We start from the raw sequence: 14,646 nt of genomic DNA on the forward strand, positions 1-14,646 counted from the left end.
CTGTCAGGTTGCAGCCGATGAAGACTGTGGACTATATCAGCATATGCCGTTCGACAAGGATCAAGCTATGACCGATGCCCGTGACGCAAAATCAGATGACCTGCCAGAGGCTGCAAAACGCGCCTTGGCGGAAGCTGAGGAGCGCAGAAAGCAAGCCAAATCCCAAGCAATGGCTAAAGAATATGGCGGACGTGATGGGCCAGAACCCGTTCGCTATGGCGATTGGGAGAAAAAGGGCATCGCTGTCGATTTCTAAGAAATCAGATAGGCTTGGCGCTAACCCAGAGACCGCAAGTCACGTGATAATCGCTCAATGTCCCGACCACGCGCGTCAAACATCGACCCGATCTCTTCGCGTTCCACACGGGTTAGGCTTATGCCCTCTATTTCCATATCAAAGAACAAGTCTCTGCCGCCTGCGGCTTTCACCATGAACACAACGCTAAAGGGTAATTCGCCCGGAAGCGTCACAGTCGTCTCCACCTCATGCCAGCTTTTGACGGCACTTGCTTTTTCGACAAGTATTTGGCCGCCAATGAATTCGCGAAAACGCCTGCCGTATTTTCTGGCCAAGTAGCCACCAAAAGCATCAATGAACGTGTTGAGTTGTGTATCGCTCATGGACCGTGAATCGGCGCCAAGTACCCGACGGGCAATGATCTGCGTATTGGCATATTTGTCGAACAATGCCTCGAAATCTCGCAACATCCGCGTTTCTGAGGCACCAGAATTAATAATCCGGTTTACCTCATCAACAAGGTCATCGATCAACACGCGTGCTTGCGAGGTGGTCAGCGCGACGGCACGACCCGGAATGACTGAAACGAATGCCAGGGCTGAGATTCCGCCCATAGCAGTGCGGCGGGATACATTATTCACCATATAAATCCTCAAACAAAGCGTCTATTTCGTCGGCTTCTTCTTCAGACGTATCTACACCCAATTGATGCCGACGGTTGTCAAGGTACAGCCGGCGAGTTTGGGCATAGCTATCCTCACTTTCATAGAGGATCGCTTCGATCGTCGAAGAATATTCATACCGGTTGTCCACGCCAGACAATGTAACAGCCGTTCCCGTCACGATATAGTTGTCCGGAGAGTCAATGATATACGTGAGCGGATTTGTGAACAAATCGACCACCCGACCGGTCAAATGCCGCTCAGTGGAAGGCCCGATAACGGGCATGGAGATCAGATTCCCCTCTGGCACGCCCCAGACATAAAGCGTCTGTCCAAAATCTGCCTCGACCACGGGAATGCCTGCTTCGGTCGCGATGTCGAGCACGCCCGCGAGACCGAATGTACTATTGAACGCGAACCGCATTGAATTCTGAATTGCGCCTTCGAAATTCAATTGCAGGATATTGTTCACAACTTTACCCGGCAGGGCCAGGTTAGAGGCAAAATTTGCAATCGCCTTGCGTCCTGGTCTGGGGACCGTTGTGCCATAGGTTTCTGCCACCGGACCGACGAGTGCCCGATCCAATGCTACGTTAAAATTGTGAACGCCACGGTTTTGTCTCTCATACGGGTCAAGCACGCCGTCGGGTGTTTCGGGGTTTGAGGCACAGCCAGAGAGGGTTGCAACAATACAGGCAGCCAGCGCTGCCTTGATTGGATTTATGGTCAGTTTCGTTGTCAAAATGGTCAGCTTTTTTCAATGGTGCTTTAATCGATGCAGATAATCATTTCTGAGCCGGAGCCAATGTTCAATCCCGTGAATGAACACAATTGTGATTATCTGGCAATTTGGTGTTTCAATACCAGTAAACTTTGATTTGGGGGTTGATTGCAGACGGTATTTCATGAGCCAACTTCAAAACTCGGTCCAAAAGCGAATAACTGTTTCGCAATATGTCATCTCAGATTAGCGTCCTGCCAACTGATTCTGGAGGATAAAATGAGCAATTTTGAATCTCGTTTGGCTGATATGGGCGTGACTTTGCCAGAGGCACCTGCACCGGCTGCAAACTATGTACCTTATGTGATCGTGGGCGACCTTGTGTTTGTCTCCGGTCAGATATCCAGCAATGCTGACGGCTTTATCATTGGAAAACTGGGGGACACCATGACCGTCGAAGAGGGCGCCGCCGCTGCAAAGGCCTGTGCGATTGCATTGTTGGCACAGGTGAAAGCGGCCTGTGGTGGGGATCTGGATCGTCTGGTGCGTGTCGTCAAATTGGGTGGCTTTGTAAATTCAACGCCGGAATTCGCAGAGCAACCGAAAGTGATCAACGGGGCGTCTGATTTTATCGGCGAAGCGCTTGGCGATGCCGGGAAACATGCGCGTGCTGCAGTGAGTGCGCCATCACTTCCGTTTGGCGTTGCAGTGGAAATTGATGGTGTGTTTCAGATCAGATGACCACACTACCAGATGTATTTCTGACCACGCCGATTGCCCATCGCGGGCTTCATGATGTTCGCGATGGGCGGCCTGAAAACTCGATCGCGGCTGCCAAAGCCGCGATTGCGGCTGGCTATGGCATCGAACTGGATATTCAGGCCTCGCGTGACTGGGTCCCGATGGTTTTTCATGACTATGACATGAACCGTCTGACCGGAAACCCAGTTGCAATCCAGACTCGCAATTCTGCTGAGCTTTCAGTGATAGAACTGCTGGGCAACAATGAATCCATCCCAACTTTGGCCGAGTTTTTGGAAGTTGTGGATGGTCAGGTCCCGCTTCTGATCGAGATAAAGGATCAGGATGGTGCCATGGGCCCCAATGTTGGTCCTTTGGAACGAGAAGTGGCCAGAGTCCTAAATGGATACACAGGCCCCGTTGCGGTGATGTCCTTCAACCCGCATTCTGTCGCGGCATTGGCAAAATATGCCCCAGAGATTCCTAGGGGTCTTACAACAGAAAGCTGGGCAGGGGCAGATGTTGAGATCATTCCGCAATCCAGACGGGATGAGTTAAAACAGATTGGCGATTTCAAACGTGTTGGTGCATCATTTGTTAGCCATGAGGCCAGCGACCTCGACCGCCCAGTCGTTTCAAAATTGAAAGATCAGGGGGTGCCGATCCTGTGTTGGACCATCCGAAATGTTAAACAGGAAGAGCGTGCAAGGCGCATAGCTGATAATGTAACCTTTGAGGGATACTTGCCAAAAGGTGTAAGCGCTTGAATTTCGGTCATTCGAACCTGATTTAAGAAAGGTCGGGGGCGAAGAATGAAAGATCAGATCGAGATTGAAATTGTCGGCTCCTTGCGCGAAATTTCGGCGCAGGAATGGGATGCCTGTGCCTGTCCGGAGGCCGCCGACGGATCCCGACCCGTTGATCCCTTCACAACCTATCGGTTTTTGTCAGCGCTCGAAGACAGCGGTTCAGTTGGGCCGGGGACGGGGTGGGAACCGCGATATCTGATTGCGCGAGATCGCTCAGAGGCCATCGCCGTTGCGCCGCTTTATGCCAAGGGTCACAGCCAGGGAGAGTATATTTTTGATCATAGTTGGGCTCATGCTTATGAGCGTGCCGGCGGTCGATATTATCCGAAACTTCAGTTGGCTGTGCCGTTTACCCCAGTCACCGGCAGGCGGTTCCTCACCAAACCACGAACCGGCCCGGCAAGTATTTCCGCGCTGGTTCAGGGAATGGTGCAATTGGGGGTGGAGCACCAATTGTCATCGGCGCATGTTACATTTTGCACCAAAGAAGAAGCAGAGATCGGAAAACAAATCGGGCTATTGCATCGCATCGGCCAACAGTTTCACTGGTCCAATGCCGACTACAGATCATTCGACGATTTCTTATCCACACTTTCATCGCGTAAACGAAAAAACATACGCAAAGAACGTGAAACTGCGGCAAGCTTTGGGGGAACCATTCACCACCTGACCGGTGAAGACATTGAACCCGAACACTGGGAGGCGTTTTGGCAGTTTTATCAGGATACCGGAGCTCGAAAGTGGGGTCATCCTTACCTAACACGAAATTTTTTTGATCTGGCACAGTCTGAATTGCGGGATGATATTCTTCTGATCCTTGCCGAACGAAATGGTCGTTGGGTCGCGGGCGCATTGAACTTTATGGGTCGAGAGTCGCTTTACGGGCGCTATTGGGGATGTATCGAACATCATCCGTGTCTGCATTTCGAACTGTGCTACTATCAAGCGATCGAGGTAGCGATCGAAAAGGGTTTTGTGCGCGTCGAAGCAGGTGCGCAGGGGGAACACAAGCTCGCGCGCGGATATATGCCGGTTGCCACGCATTCGTTGCATTGGATTGCAGATCAGGGATTTCGCGATGCGGTCCAAGAATATCTAAGAGCGGAGCGCAAGGCTGTTGATAGTGATATAGAGGTGTTGACCAGTTTCGGACCTTTCAAACATGTGATTGCGGAGGAGTAGATGTGACAGACAAATTGGATGATGTTCTGCGGCAAACGGAACTGCCTTTGCTCGTTGGAAACGGATGGGAAATGATCGCCGGTCGAGATGCGATCACAAAGACTTTCAAGTTCAGAAACTTCGTAGAGGCGTTTGGGTGGATGACCCGATGCGCCATCTGCGCAGAAAAGTGGAACCACCACCCGGAATGGGAAAATGTTTACAATCGGACCACTGTAACTTTATCGACGCATGATGTAGGTGGTCTGAGCGCGCTGGATATCAAACTGGCGCGCAAAATGGATGCACTGGCCGAATAGGCCTGATGGTTAAGTAAACTGAGAGAGTAACAATGAGTCTTGTCGTTAATATTGCCTACGCAATGGTAATCGCAATCGTGGCATTTTGGGGCAGCAGTGTCGTAAAGTCCAAGATCGAAAGGTTGCCCGAGCAGCACGAAAAATTTGATCCGACGCTTGCGAATTTTCTTGGCAGTATTGCCCGTTGGGCGATTGTTGCTTTTGCCGGGATATTTATCCTCGGTCGCTTTGGAATTGAAACCACATCGCTTGCCGCGATTGTTGGTGCGGCTGGTTTGGCGATTGGGCTGGCGTTACAGGGATCGTTGTCCAATTTGGCCGCAGGTGTTCTTTTGGTGGCGTTTCGCCCGTTCAAGGTGGGTGACTATATCACCGCCGGTGGGGAATCAGGCACTGTTGATGCCGTGACCTTGTTCACCACCGAACTGACAACCCCAGATCATGTCAAAATAATCGTGCCCAATGGGGATATTTTTTCTTCCGCAATCACCAACTATTCACACTATGACACCCGTCGCTGCGACATGGTGTTTGGCGTGTCATATGATAGCGATTTGAAGAAAGCAGAGAAAATTCTTCGCGATTGCATCAAGGCGGATGAACGCGTTCATTCCGACCCAGAGCCGTTCGTCAAGGTGACCAACTTGGGCGACAGTTCCGTTGATTTCACGTTGCGTGTCTGGTGCGACGCGTCTGAATACTGGAACCTGAAGTTTGATATGACCCGGTCTGTCAAAGAGGCGTTTGACAAAGGTGGGATCGATATACCCTTCCCGACGCAGATCGAGATTACCAAATCCGTATAAGTTTATAGCGCCCCGTTTTGGGGCGCTAACCCTGTTCAGAGCAAATCCAGCATTTCGCGGGCGACAGACATCGTGCACTGCCCGGGTTGATCTTCCAGCAGATGTTGGACGACGCCATTGTCGACCAGCGCCGCAAGTCTGCGGCAACGGTTGAACATTCCGTCGGGTTCGTAGTCATAGTTCCTTCCGATGGCTTTTGCGAAATCTCCGCCGGAGTCGGCTAAAAATGTTAGGCCTGCGGCCTTACCCCCGGTGGCATCGGCCCACGCATCCATCACGAAAGGATCATTGACCGAAACACAGATGATATCTTCGATGCCCTTGTTGTTCAGAGCCTCTTTTTCGTTGATGTAACTCGGAACATGGATCGCTGTACAACTGCGTGTATACGCACCCGGTACGGTGAACAGAATGACCTTTCGATTTGCCAACAGATCGTGAAGGTTCACGCGCCCAATACCATCGCCCTCTCGCCTTAGTAACTGCACGTCTGGTAGTTCGTTTCCGACAGAAATTGGCATCTGGATGTCCCTTTGCGCGATTGCATTTACAATACACTGGCATATAGGGTCCCCCATGATGGGTTGGCAACAGAAGGTCGGGATTAATGAGCCACATAGTCGTCGTCGGGGCCGGTCAGGCTGGCAGCTCGCTCGTGGTGAAACTACGCAATCTCGGGTTTGATGGTCAGATCACCCTGATCGGAGAAGAGACCGCCCCGCCTTACCAGCGCCCGCCACTGTCCAAGGCCTATCTGCTGGGTGAGATGGAGCTGGAACGCCTGTATTTGCGCCCCCTGGATTTCTATAGCGGTCAGAATATTGATTTGCGACTGGGGCAGCGCGTGGATGCAATCGATCCCACCGCAAAAACGCTATCGCTACACGGTGAAACGCTGAACTATGACCAGTTGGCGTTGACGACAGGTTCAATTCCACGTCGCCTTCCATCTGCGATTGGCGGTGATTTGGACGGTGTCTACACAGTGCGAACATTGGCTGATGTCGACGCGATGGCCGCCGAATTTGCTGAAGGTCGCCATGCTTTGATTGTTGGTGGTGGCTATATCGGGTTAGAGGCAGCGGCCGTCGCGGCCAAAAAGGGCGTCAATGTTACGCTTGTGGAAATGGCGGATCGAATTTTGCAGCGAGTTGCAGCGCCTGAAACGTCGAATTATTTCCGTGATTTGCACCGGTCGCGCGGTGTCGAAATTATCGAAGGTGTCGGACTTGACCATCTACTGGGCGAGGGCCGCGTAACCGGGGCGCACCTGAGCGATGGCCGTGTTCTCGACATCGACTTTGTGATTGTTGGTGTGGGCATTCAACCATCAACCACGTTGGCAGAGGCGGTCGGGTTGGAAATCGAAAACGGCATTCGAACCGATGAACATGGACTTACGTCGGATGCGTCGATCTGGGCTGCCGGTGATTGCGCCTCTTTTCCATTCCGTGGCGACCGCATCAGACTGGAAAGCGTACCAAACGCGATTGATCAGGCGGAAGTTGTCGCAGAAAACATGCTGGGCGCTGAAAAAACCTATGTTGCGACACCATGGTTCTGGTCGGATCAGTATGACGTAAAACTGCAGATTGCCGGGCTGAACTCTGGATACGACAATGTTGTGACCCGCAAGGGGGAAGGTTCCTCAGTATCCTTTTGGTATTATCAGGGGGATACCTTGACTGCGGTTGATGCGATGAATGCGCCTCGTGACTACATGATTGGTAAGCGATTGATTGAGGCCGGGAAATCGCCTGACAAGGCAGCAATAGCCAATCCCGAAACCGATATGAAAGCTCTGCTGAAAGCGTGAGGATAGTTGGCGGCAAATATCGCGGCCAAACGCTGGCGGCAGTGGGAAAAGGGGATTCTGGCGCACATTTGCGGCCAACCACAGATCGGGTGCGGGAAAACCTGTTCAACATGCTACTTGGGGGAAGGTTTGGTGATCCTGTGACGGATGCGCGGGTGTTGGATCTGTTCGCGGGCACTGGGGCGCTGGGGCTGGAGGCGCTCAGCCGGGGTGCATTACATGTGACATTTGCGGATAGCGGGCGCGTTGCGCAAAACTTGATCCGCGACAACGTCAAGCGGCTAGGTTGCAGCGAAAACGTACGGCTTATCACGGTTGATGCCCGGCGCCTGCCAGTAAATCAGGATCATCCCTGCAACCTGATTTTTCTTGACCCGCCCTACGGCAAAAACATGGGGCAACAGGCACTGGTCGAGGCCATGGCGTCAAACTGGATTGCCTCATCTGCCGTGGTTGTTTGGGAAGAAGCATCACCACAAGATCCGCCGGAGGGTTTTGCGCTTTTGGATCAACGGCGCTACGGGGACACAACGATCACAATTCTGGAAGCGTTGTGAGCACCCAGCTGGTCATATTCGATTGCGATGGGGTGTTGGTGGACACAGAGCGCCCAGTCAATGAGGTCTTGTCGAAAAACCTGGGGCGACACGGACTGTCCATTTCACCAGAAGAGTGCCAAGACTTGTTTGTCGGCGGCACAATCTATGGGGTCCAAGCAGAGGCAATAAAACGTGGTGCGGTTTTGCCTGATAGTTGGATCGAAGAGATTTACGACGCAATCTTTGCGCGCCTCACTGAAGGCGTCGAAGTGATCCCTGGCGTGTTTGATTTGCTGGATCGGCTGGATGTAGCAGGGATTTCTATAGCCATCGCCTCCAACGGGCCGATGCAGAAAATGCGCTTGTCACTCGGTCCATCAGGATTGTGGGAAAGATTTGAAGGGCGCATATACTCTCGCGAGGATCACGCACCCAAGCCAGAACCAGATATGCTTTTGCACGCGATGCGTGTTGCGGGTGTTGATCGAAAACAGACATACCTGATTGATGACAGTGTGACGGGCTGCCTGGCGGCAAAAGCCGCCGGCGTTAGCTGCTTCGGGTATGTGCCAACGGGTCCGGCCGACGGCGTCGTTGGTGTGGGGGCGGTACCGATCCGCGAGTTATGCGAAGTTTCAAGGCAACTCGACCTGGCATGACACAACTATAAATTGCATTTCGTGATTGACGGGCGCACTATGTGCAAATGGGGCATGGCCAAGTCAAGTTGATCAGATCGACATTTAAAAATGCTCTCGCACAGCTTTTCGGGCGAGATGCACTATTGCTTACGGCCAGCTTTGTATCTGCGCAGCTACTTTACGTTGTGGGCCTTGTATTTGTCGCCCAATGGGTGCCGCCTGAGGAACTGGGGACCTATGCGCTGTTTATCAGCTATTGTGCGTTTTTTACCGTGACCGGGGCGTGGGCGATTGAGAACGCTTTTTTCGTCTGCCAACCCGGACGTGATCGTCAATCTATATGGGATGTGGCGTTATTTGCATGTGTCGCGAATTCTCTGGCCGCTGCCCTAGTCTATTGGGGCTTCGTGGCGCGTTGGATTGAATTGCCTGCACCTATATCCTTTTTTATTCCTGTTTATGTCTTTGCGCAGTGTCAGGTTTCCGTCTTATTGGCTGACCATTTTAGCCGCGGAGGGGTTCGGGTCGTTGCGCGAAATCGGGTTTTTCGGGTGCTCTTAACGGTCTCGATCTGGTTGGCATGCGTTGTTTTTCCCACGGGTCAGGCGGATATGGTTCTAATCACGGGCGTCATTGTTGGAGCTGTGGTGTCGATGTTGCGATTGTATCCAACATCTTCGCGTAAAGGAGGTGTCGGCAAAAGCACGTTGGTCGAGCGTATCAAGACCCTTCAGGTGTACCGGCGTTACCCCCTGGCAGAGGCGCCAGCCCTATTCCTTAGTGCACTTTCCGGTCACGGGATCATATTGCTAACAGGGATATGTTTCGGACCAGAACTGGCTGGATTGATTGGGATGGCGATTTTAGCGATTACCAAGCCTGCAGGTTTAATCGCGCAATCCATTGGCAGGATGGCCCAAGCGGATTTTGCCCATACATTGCGAAACCAAGACTACGCCGGCGCGCGACGGATATTGATGCAGACTTTGGTCGTTCTGTGTATCTGGGCATTTGGTGGCGCAGCATTGATTTGGACCTTGGCGCCTTATGCGATCTCCCGCTTTATGAGTGCCAATTGGGCTGGTTTGGCGGATCTGGTTGTCATGTTCATCCCGGCATTGATTGCCATGGTACTCATACGTCCCGTGATCTTGTTTCTAAGCGTATCTGCGAAACAGAAGATCATTTTTATACAAGAACTTACCATTTCAATTTGCCCATTGATTGGGTTTGGCTTGGCATGTGCTATTTCAGGCATGTGGATAACAACCATAACAGCATATATAATTACATTAACTCTACTTTACATTGTGTTTTTTCCAATTGTGATTTATGCCTTGTATTCCATCGGAACGGATCAGGTGCCAAGCAGTGCGCTACGGGAGAGGCGATAAACAATTCCAATATCACCCAATGTTGTTGGCATGGGTGTGCCTCTGCCTGTATTGCGCCACGAATTGGATGCAGACCTGGTTTGTCACCTCGGGACTTCCTCTCAACAACTTTTTGCTGTTGGTGCTTGTGTTCGCCACCTTTTTACGGGGCCGCGCGCAATTCCCCAACATCTCACCGGGTTTAGGCGCGATTTTGGTTTGGCTTTGCTGCTGTGCCGCGGCTCTTGCAGCGCTATCGGTACTTTCTGTTTTGCACGCAGAAGATGTATTTCGCGTCGGCCGACCCATCTTGGTCTATGCGCAGTTCTTTGTTTTGATCTGGGCTGTATTGTGGATAAGCGAAGCGGACAATTCTTTTGATGTCGCGACAGCGTTGATCATTTCGGGATACATTGCTGCCGCGTTTGTTGTCCTTGATTTGATCGTGCCGATGACGAAAGAGCCGGGCGATGAATACGATCGTACATCCGGATGGTTCAAGAACCCTAATCAATTGGGCATTGCGTTATCCATGTTGCTGCCGTCCGCTGCCGTTGCGACAATTTATTCGCCAAAAGGAAAACTATTTCATTTTTTGGGTGCTCTGTTGCTTTTCGTTGCACTTACGGCAAGCGGATCCAAAACCAACTTCGTTCTTGGCATCATGGGTGTTGTGGCTGTTTTCTTAATCGCCCCGTGGACCCACAATAGATGGAGGTTCGCCGCGCTGCATTCGGTTCGCAATCTCGTGCTGTTGGGTGTATCTCTGATCCCCGTTTGGTGGGTGATCAATTGGCTCAACCCACGCACTGTCCATGTGCTAGCAAACTACTTCGTGAATTCGGTTGAAACCGCCACGATCACGGGCCGCAAGGCGATGTGGGCATATGGATTGGAGGCTGGATTTTCCAATCCCATTATGGGTGTCGGGGCGGGACAGTTCACGCTTCAACCTTTGACCGGGGAATATTTGTCGCACAGCCACAATGTTGTCGTTGACTATTTGCGCACGTCAGGCGTGCCCGGTGCGGTGTTGATATGTGCATTGTTGTTAGGGATTGCAGCGTTGATTATTCGCGCACTCTTTCACTCTGTGAACTCTGACGCAGATCGATTTGATCGTCTGCAGGCCGTTGGTCTGTCGGTTGGGGCCGCCTGCTTCATAGCAAGCAATCAAATGAGCGATTCCATCGGGCCAACGACGGCACCTTTGTTTTGGATTCTGTTGGGGTGCTTATTCATTTCAGCGAACAGGATGGAGAAAGCGTCCTCCAGTACAATCAGGTCAGAGAGAGTGGCATGGCAGAGCTAGATCCACATAAAAAAATGCGCGGTATTCAGCAAAGCGCCCCAAACTTTTTTCTGGTAGGTGCCGCCAAGGCAGGGACGACTTCACTATGGAAGTACATCTCGGACCATCCTCAAATCTATATGTGTCAAAACGCGAAGGAGCCGCATTACTTCCTATGGGCGGAGGAAAATCACCAGTTCGAATATTGCCAATGGCGCTATATTCCAAAGCCCTATCATACAGATTGGAATTCATACCTGTCATTGTTCAGGAATGCCCAAACATCCATCATTGGTGAGGCATCAGTATTCTATCTGCCGCATCCATCGGCGCCACAGAAAATCAGGTCGAGATGCCCAGATGCCAAGATCGCGATCTGCTTGCGAAATCCTGTTGACCGGGCCTGGTCGTGGTACAGGTTCAATCGAATGCGGCATGTCGAAAATGCCATGAGTTTCGAAGATGCAATCGCCAGAGAGGAGCGCAATTCAGGCCTATTCTATGCAAACCAGTATGTCGCTTTGGGTCTGTACGCAGCGCAGGTCGAAAGATATCTGGAGGTCTTTGGCAGGGAGCGGGTCCATATTATCTTGTTTGATGACCTAGTGCGTGATCCTGCAGGGTTGTGCAGAAAGCTGTTCGAATTCTTGGGAGTGGACAACGTTTCAATCGACGGTTTGGGGCGCGTATATAATCCAACCGCAGACCACCTTCCATCGCTTGATTTGTTGTTTCGGCTTCGATCCAGCAACACTTATTGGGGCAGAATTGCAAGACGTGCCCATGGTCTTGCATCCGGGAATTCGACCTATCGAACAACTAAGCAATTGGTATTCGATGCTGCAGAGAAGGTGACCTGCGCCCGCAAAGGCACCGCGGATCAACAGAGCATGTCCGAAGTCACCCGGGCCTTTTTAGAAGACAGGTTTTCTAAAGATGTCAGCCGACTGGAAGAATTGATTGGCAAAGATCTTTCCCATTGGGGCTGTCGCCCCGGAACGGCGGCCGCATGATCATCGTTCACATTCTTACCAGATTGCTTCAGGCGGGTTCTGAAGAAAACACGCTTATCAATTGTCGTGCGCAAGTGGCAGCGGGGCATGAAGTTCATTTGATTTTCGGAAAAGAGGTTTCGTCACACCTTTGGCACAGCGCAATGGAATCCGGGATTAAGATGCATCAGTTGGGCAGCCTCGTTCATCCTGTATCAGTGCTAAATGATCTGGCTGTGTGTTGGAAAATCAGAAGCCTGTGCCGAAAAATTAGGCCAGATATCGTCCACACACATCAGAGCAAAGCAGGTATCTTGGGCAGGCTCGGCGCAAGGCTGGCAGGCGTGCCAGTGATTTTGCACGGCGTTCACATTACCCCGTTTCAAGGCGTCACTGGTTTGCGCCGCATTTGCTATTTGGGTGCAGAGAGGTTGGCTGCATTTGCCACGGATGGGTTCATACATGTAAGCGAGGGGATGAAAGATCAGTATCTTTCTCTCGATATTGGGCCGGCAGCGCTGCATCACATCATACGATCAGGGATGGAACTGGATCGCTTTCGTTCTGCCGCGCCAACAGATGAGTTGACGCAGATTTTCGGTTCAGGAACTGGATTAGTAAGAAGTGGACCCACTTTGCTGATGGTGGCTGCGTTTGAGTCGCGAAAGAAACATTTTGTACTGATCGAAAGCTTCCGAGAGCTACTAAAACAATATCCCGATGCAAAGCTGGTGCTTTTGGGTGAAGGGCCCAACATGTCCACAGTCAAGATGCAGGTTGATCAAATAGGGTTGAGCAAATCCGTTTATTTCGCCGGGTATCGGGAAGATGCCGAGCGGTGGATCGCCGCCGCGGATCTTTGCATCTTGCTATCAGAACGTGAAGGTTTGCCCAGAGTGATCATCCAATATCTCGCTGCAGGAAAACCGGTCCTCTGTTCTGATTTGCCGGGCCTTAATGAGGTGGTGAAGCAAGGGGCGAACGGTTTGATTGTTTCTTCAGATCCCACCGAAGTTTGCAACGCGATGTGCGAAATGCTTGATCCAAATAAATACGGAAAATTTGTGAGGTCGGCCAAAGCATCCAAATTGGACGCTTGGGATCAAGATCGCATGTGTGATGATACGATCAAGCTCTATGAAAAATACGTGCGTCAGAACAAGGCTGCAAAAACAGGAATGCGTTCGGGGGCGCAGCACACATGAGTGTTTTACTAGAATTTCTTTATGTCCGGTTCATGGCTCTACGGGATTGTACAAATGCCATGTTGCGCCACTCCCTATTCGCCATAGTGGTCTTCCTATCTGGGTGCGGTACAGTCTATCACAGCCCGGGGGTTGACGCAGACAATAGCGATGGGGTTTCGGTAGAGGTCGTTGGGTTATCGGCAGAAACGATCACCCTTGCCAACAAATCACCGTATCAACCGCGCCCCTTTCCGGTGGGCTTGCTAGACGATGATCAACTCGGAACGTTTCCTTTAACAATAGAAACAGGATCACTGACATCCCCAAGTAACATGGTTGGTGGCGAAATCCCGGAGATTTTTCCAGAAAACCCACCGCCTGGCCCGTATCGGCTGGGTACAGGTGATGTGGTTCGATTGCGATTTGCCGAAGATACCGCAATGCCTAACCCTAATCGACAAGGTCGAGAGGGCCGGATGCTGATCGTGCAAGATGACGGTTCGATCTCACTGCCGCGATTGGGGCGAATTCAGGTGTTGGGACTGACCTTGCCCGATGCTGAACACGCACTTGTTCAGGCATTGATCGACCGCCATCAGGATCCTGCGATAAGCTTGGAAGTGGCAGAGTTTAAGGCCCACAAAGTGTCGGTGTCCGGTGCGGTCAAAGCACCAACCAACATAACGCTCTCTATGTCCCCCCTGACGTTGGAGGAGACATTGATTCAGGCAGGAGGAATTGAACCGGCTGCCACAGCACAGTTTGAAGTCACGCTTCAACGAGGTGGCAAGTCATATCGCATATCTGCACAAAAATTGCGAACAAGGCCGCAGGTTTGGCTTCAATCTGGTGACCGAATTCAAGTGGCCGCACAAGATTCAGGGTTTAACTTCCCGTTTGATCCTGATGAACTGGTAAAGTGGCGGCAGCTTGATCTTTTGCGCCATCGCGAAAACAGGGAGCAGTTCGAAGCCAGACTAACCCTGAACGCCGTGCCGCGTGACTACGTCTATCTGACAGGCGAAATTGGCCGGCAACATCGCTATGATCTGCCATTTGAACAGCGCGCAAGCCTAGCAGACGCATTGTTTGACGGCGGACGTGGTCTGCCGACCGAAACGGCGGACATTTCACAAATCTACGTCTTGCGCAAAGATGATGTCAGGGTGACCGCCTGGCATCTTGATATCCGAAATGCCGCCAATTTGACCTTGGCCACGCAATTCGAACTGCGACCCAATGATGTGATATTTGTTGCCGAGCAGCCCATTACCAGATGGGGGCGTGTTGTACGCCAGATTTCACCGTCTTTGATCACCACACCTTATCGGGATCTGGCTGAATAGGTA

17 protein-coding genes are annotated in these 14,646 nt (G+C 51.6%); 14 read left to right on the plus strand and 3 right to left on the minus strand.

Annotated features, from left to right (window positions below):
- The first annotated feature begins 67 nt into the window (after positions 1 to 67).
- Entirely contained in the window at positions 68 to 256 is a 189-nt protein-coding gene (locus AC2D8P_RS13270; protein WP_484703265.1) for a DUF1674 domain-containing protein, read from the plus strand.
- 20 nt (positions 257 to 276) lie between these two features.
- On the opposite strand, the gene AC2D8P_RS13275 is transcribed toward AC2D8P_RS13270, so the two are convergent.
- Both AC2D8P_RS13275 and AC2D8P_RS13280 read right to left on the minus strand, forming a co-directional pair.
- Positions 277 to 882, minus strand: a complete 606-nt coding sequence (locus AC2D8P_RS13275) for an MlaC/ttg2D family ABC transporter substrate-binding protein (RefSeq protein WP_484703266.1) — start codon at positions 880 to 882, stop codon at positions 277 to 279.
- Positions 872 to 1,642, minus strand: a complete 771-nt coding sequence (locus AC2D8P_RS13280) for an MlaA family lipoprotein (protein WP_484703267.1) — start codon at positions 1,640 to 1,642, stop codon at positions 872 to 874. Before AC2D8P_RS13280 ends, AC2D8P_RS13275 begins: the two co-directional genes overlap by 11 nt.
- A gap of 258 nt (positions 1,643 to 1,900) precedes the next feature.
- Here AC2D8P_RS13280 and AC2D8P_RS13285 point away from each other — a divergent pair, with 258 nt between their 5' ends.
- The 5 genes from AC2D8P_RS13285 to AC2D8P_RS13305 are packed head-to-tail and all read left to right on the plus strand — an operon-like array spanning position 1,901 to position 5,458.
- The gene (locus AC2D8P_RS13285) at positions 1,901 to 2,362 is read left to right on the plus strand and encodes a RidA family protein (RefSeq protein ID WP_484703268.1); all 462 of its coding nucleotides are present in this window, start codon (positions 1,901 to 1,903) and stop codon (positions 2,360 to 2,362) included.
- On the plus strand, positions 2,359 to 3,129 hold the full coding sequence (locus AC2D8P_RS13290; RefSeq protein ID WP_484703269.1) for a glycerophosphodiester phosphodiesterase family protein: 771 nt from the start codon (positions 2,359 to 2,361) through the stop codon (positions 3,127 to 3,129). The genes AC2D8P_RS13285 and AC2D8P_RS13290 overlap by 4 nt, the downstream gene beginning before the upstream one ends.
- 45 nt (positions 3,130 to 3,174) lie before the next feature.
- Positions 3,175 to 4,353 (plus strand): GNAT family N-acetyltransferase, encoded by a 1,179-nt coding sequence (locus AC2D8P_RS13295; protein WP_484703270.1) that lies wholly within the window; start codon positions 3,175 to 3,177, stop codon positions 4,351 to 4,353.
- A 2-nt stretch (positions 4,354 to 4,355) separates the two neighbouring features.
- Positions 4,356 to 4,652, plus strand: coding sequence for a 4a-hydroxytetrahydrobiopterin dehydratase (locus AC2D8P_RS13300; protein WP_484703271.1), 297 nt, complete (start codon positions 4,356 to 4,358; stop codon positions 4,650 to 4,652).
- Between the two features lie 32 nt (positions 4,653 to 4,684).
- Positions 4,685 to 5,458 carry a mechanosensitive ion channel family protein gene (locus AC2D8P_RS13305; RefSeq protein WP_484703272.1) on the plus strand — a complete coding sequence of 258 codons (774 nt, stop codon included), beginning with the start codon at positions 4,685 to 4,687 and terminating at the stop codon, positions 5,456 to 5,458.
- 35 nt (positions 5,459 to 5,493) lie between these two features.
- Here AC2D8P_RS13305 and AC2D8P_RS13310 read toward each other — a convergent pair whose 3' ends face one another.
- Positions 5,494 to 5,979, minus strand: a complete 486-nt coding sequence (locus AC2D8P_RS13310) for a redoxin family protein (RefSeq protein ID WP_484703273.1) — start codon at positions 5,977 to 5,979, stop codon at positions 5,494 to 5,496.
- 86 nt (positions 5,980 to 6,065) lie between these two features.
- Between AC2D8P_RS13310 and AC2D8P_RS13315 the strand changes: the two genes are divergently transcribed.
- The 8 genes from AC2D8P_RS13315 (at position 6,066) to AC2D8P_RS13350 (ending at position 14,643) form a co-directional block, all read left to right on the plus strand.
- A complete protein-coding gene (locus tag AC2D8P_RS13315; protein WP_484703274.1) occupies positions 6,066 to 7,274 on the plus strand; it encodes an NAD(P)/FAD-dependent oxidoreductase in 1,209 nt (402 codons plus the stop codon).
- On the plus strand, positions 7,271 to 7,831 hold the full coding sequence (rsmD, locus tag AC2D8P_RS13320) for a 16S rRNA (guanine(966)-N(2))-methyltransferase RsmD (protein ID WP_484703275.1): 561 nt from the start codon (positions 7,271 to 7,273) through the stop codon (positions 7,829 to 7,831). The genes AC2D8P_RS13315 and rsmD overlap by 4 nt, the downstream gene beginning before the upstream one ends.
- Positions 7,828 to 8,472, plus strand: a complete 645-nt coding sequence (locus AC2D8P_RS13325; protein ID WP_484703276.1) for an HAD family hydrolase — start codon at positions 7,828 to 7,830, stop codon at positions 8,470 to 8,472. Before rsmD ends, AC2D8P_RS13325 begins: the two co-directional genes overlap by 4 nt.
- Before the next feature lie 68 nt (positions 8,473 to 8,540).
- Entirely contained in the window at positions 8,541 to 9,848 is a 1,308-nt protein-coding gene (locus tag AC2D8P_RS13330) for a lipopolysaccharide biosynthesis protein (protein WP_484703277.1), read from the plus strand.
- Between the two features lie 67 nt (positions 9,849 to 9,915).
- A complete protein-coding gene (locus tag AC2D8P_RS13335; RefSeq protein ID WP_484703278.1) occupies positions 9,916 to 11,139 on the plus strand; it encodes an O-antigen ligase family protein in 1,224 nt (407 codons plus the stop codon).
- The gene (locus tag AC2D8P_RS13340) at positions 11,127 to 12,131 is read left to right on the plus strand and encodes a sulfotransferase domain-containing protein (RefSeq protein WP_484703279.1); all 1,005 of its coding nucleotides are present in this window, start codon (positions 11,127 to 11,129) and stop codon (positions 12,129 to 12,131) included. The genes AC2D8P_RS13335 and AC2D8P_RS13340 overlap by 13 nt, the downstream gene beginning before the upstream one ends.
- Entirely contained in the window at positions 12,128 to 13,315 is a 1,188-nt protein-coding gene (locus tag AC2D8P_RS13345; protein ID WP_484703280.1) for a glycosyltransferase, read from the plus strand. The genes AC2D8P_RS13340 and AC2D8P_RS13345 overlap by 4 nt, the downstream gene beginning before the upstream one ends.
- The gene (locus AC2D8P_RS13350; RefSeq protein ID WP_484703281.1) at positions 13,312 to 14,643 is read left to right on the plus strand and encodes a polysaccharide biosynthesis/export family protein; all 1,332 of its coding nucleotides are present in this window, start codon (positions 13,312 to 13,314) and stop codon (positions 14,641 to 14,643) included. Before AC2D8P_RS13345 ends, AC2D8P_RS13350 begins: the two co-directional genes overlap by 4 nt.
- Positions 14,644 to 14,646 lie beyond the last annotated feature (3 nt).

The sequence above is a fragment of the Roseovarius sp. YIN77 genome (assembly GCF_057219155.1).

Coding starts and splice junctions, on each gene's coding strand:
- AC2D8P_RS13290 (WP_484703269.1), top strand. CDS start 2,359: ATGACCACACTACCAGATGTATTTCTGACCACGCCGATTGCCCATCGC.
- AC2D8P_RS13295 (WP_484703270.1), top strand. CDS start 3,175: ATGAAAGATCAGATCGAGATTGAAATTGTCGGCTCCTTGCGCGAAATT.
- AC2D8P_RS13335 (WP_484703278.1), top strand. CDS start 9,916: ATGCAGACCTGGTTTGTCACCTCGGGACTTCCTCTCAACAACTTTTTG.
- AC2D8P_RS13310 (WP_484703273.1), bottom strand. CDS start 5,979: ATGCCAATTTCTGTCGGAAACGAACTACCAGACGTGCAGTTACTAAGG.
- AC2D8P_RS13315 (WP_484703274.1), top strand. CDS start 6,066: ATGAGCCACATAGTCGTCGTCGGGGCCGGTCAGGCTGGCAGCTCGCTC.
- AC2D8P_RS13305 (WP_484703272.1), top strand. CDS start 4,685: ATGAGTCTTGTCGTTAATATTGCCTACGCAATGGTAATCGCAATCGTG.
- AC2D8P_RS13340 (WP_484703279.1), top strand. CDS start 11,127: ATGGCAGAGCTAGATCCACATAAAAAAATGCGCGGTATTCAGCAAAGC.
- AC2D8P_RS13270 (WP_484703265.1), top strand. CDS start 68: ATGACCGATGCCCGTGACGCAAAATCAGATGACCTGCCAGAGGCTGCA.
- AC2D8P_RS13275 (WP_484703266.1), bottom strand. CDS start 882: ATGGTGAATAATGTATCCCGCCGCACTGCTATGGGCGGAATCTCAGCC.
- AC2D8P_RS13345 (WP_484703280.1), top strand. CDS start 12,128: ATGATCATCGTTCACATTCTTACCAGATTGCTTCAGGCGGGTTCTGAA.
- AC2D8P_RS13350 (WP_484703281.1), top strand. CDS start 13,312: ATGAGTGTTTTACTAGAATTTCTTTATGTCCGGTTCATGGCTCTACGG.
- AC2D8P_RS13285 (WP_484703268.1), top strand. CDS start 1,901: ATGAGCAATTTTGAATCTCGTTTGGCTGATATGGGCGTGACTTTGCCA.